The 1,163-nt window shown below is 63.6% G+C and carries 1 protein-coding gene; it reads left to right on the forward strand.

What is annotated here, in order from left to right:
• A partial coding sequence (locus TR61_RS19380) for a polyketide synthase dehydratase domain-containing protein (RefSeq protein ID WP_157441004.1) occupies window positions 1–1,163 on the forward strand: 1,163 nt, incomplete at both ends.

Here is a 1,163-nt window from a genome sequence, read left to right on the forward strand (position 1 = left end):
GGAAAGCGGCGCGCGGGTGGCGGTGAGGAACTCGATCTCGCGCAAAGACGCCGATTTCGACGTCTTCGCCCGGACGCTGGCTGATCTGTTTGTGGCCGGTCAGGCGCTGGACTGGCCTGCGATCACCGGCGATGCCGACCGGTCGGTGACGCTGCCAAAACCGGCCTGGACGAATGAAGCGCATTGGACCGACAGCGAAGAAGTCCGCGAATATCTGAAATCCACGCTGCCGCACCCCTTCCTTGGCAGGCGCCAGAACCAGTCCGGTTTCAGCTGGCATTCCGAGCTGAACACCAAGGCGTTCCCCTATCTCAAGGACCACCGTCTGCAATCGGACAAGATCTTCCCCGGCGCAGGCTACATGGACATGATCGTCCGCGTGGGCCGGGAATTGCATGGCGACAAACCGCTTGAGATCGAAAACGCCCAGATCCTTGACGCGCTGTTTCTGCCCGATGATGCCGATATCCTGCTGAGCTCGCTTTATGACCCGACCCGTCAGCGCGCCTCCGTGCAGTCGCGCCAGCGAGACGCAGACGATGACTGGATCGCACGGTCGCAGGCCTTCCTGCGCGCCACGGACGTGCCCGCGCCCAAAGCGCCCGCTTTCGATCCCACCGCCAAATCCGTGACCGAGATTCCGGTCGATTGCGCCTATGACGTGGATGCGTCGCTGCCTTTCGTGAATTACGGTCCCGCCTTCCAGGTGATCGAGCAGCTATGGATGTCGCGCGGCCGCGTTGTGGCGCGCATGAAGGCGCCCGACGCGATCCTGGATCAGTTTGACCGTTACGAAGTGCACCCGGCGCTTCTGGATGGCTGTCTGCAGCTCTGCGATCCGCGCATGACACCCGCGCGCATCCGCAAGGGCCGCCAGCCGGGCGATCCGATCTATCTGCCCATCGGCGCGCGGCAGATGCGGTTTTACAAGCGCTTCCCACAAGAGATCATGGTCCACGCCAAACATCGCTTCGATGAAGCGACCCAGACCGGAGAGGCCGAATTCATCGTGACCGACCTTGATGGGGAGGTTCTGGCCATAGCCGAAGGTCTGGCCATGCAGGCGCTGCCCACCAAGGCCGCGGAGGCCGGGGAGGATGGCCCGAAACCGCAATTCGCGCGCCAGGTGCTAAGCGCGCTGCGCGAGCCGTTTGTGCCGGCGG

It is taken from the genome of Aestuariivita boseongensis (genome assembly GCF_001262635.1).
Lineage (GTDB): Bacteria > Pseudomonadota > Alphaproteobacteria > Rhodobacterales > Rhodobacteraceae > Aestuariivita > Aestuariivita boseongensis.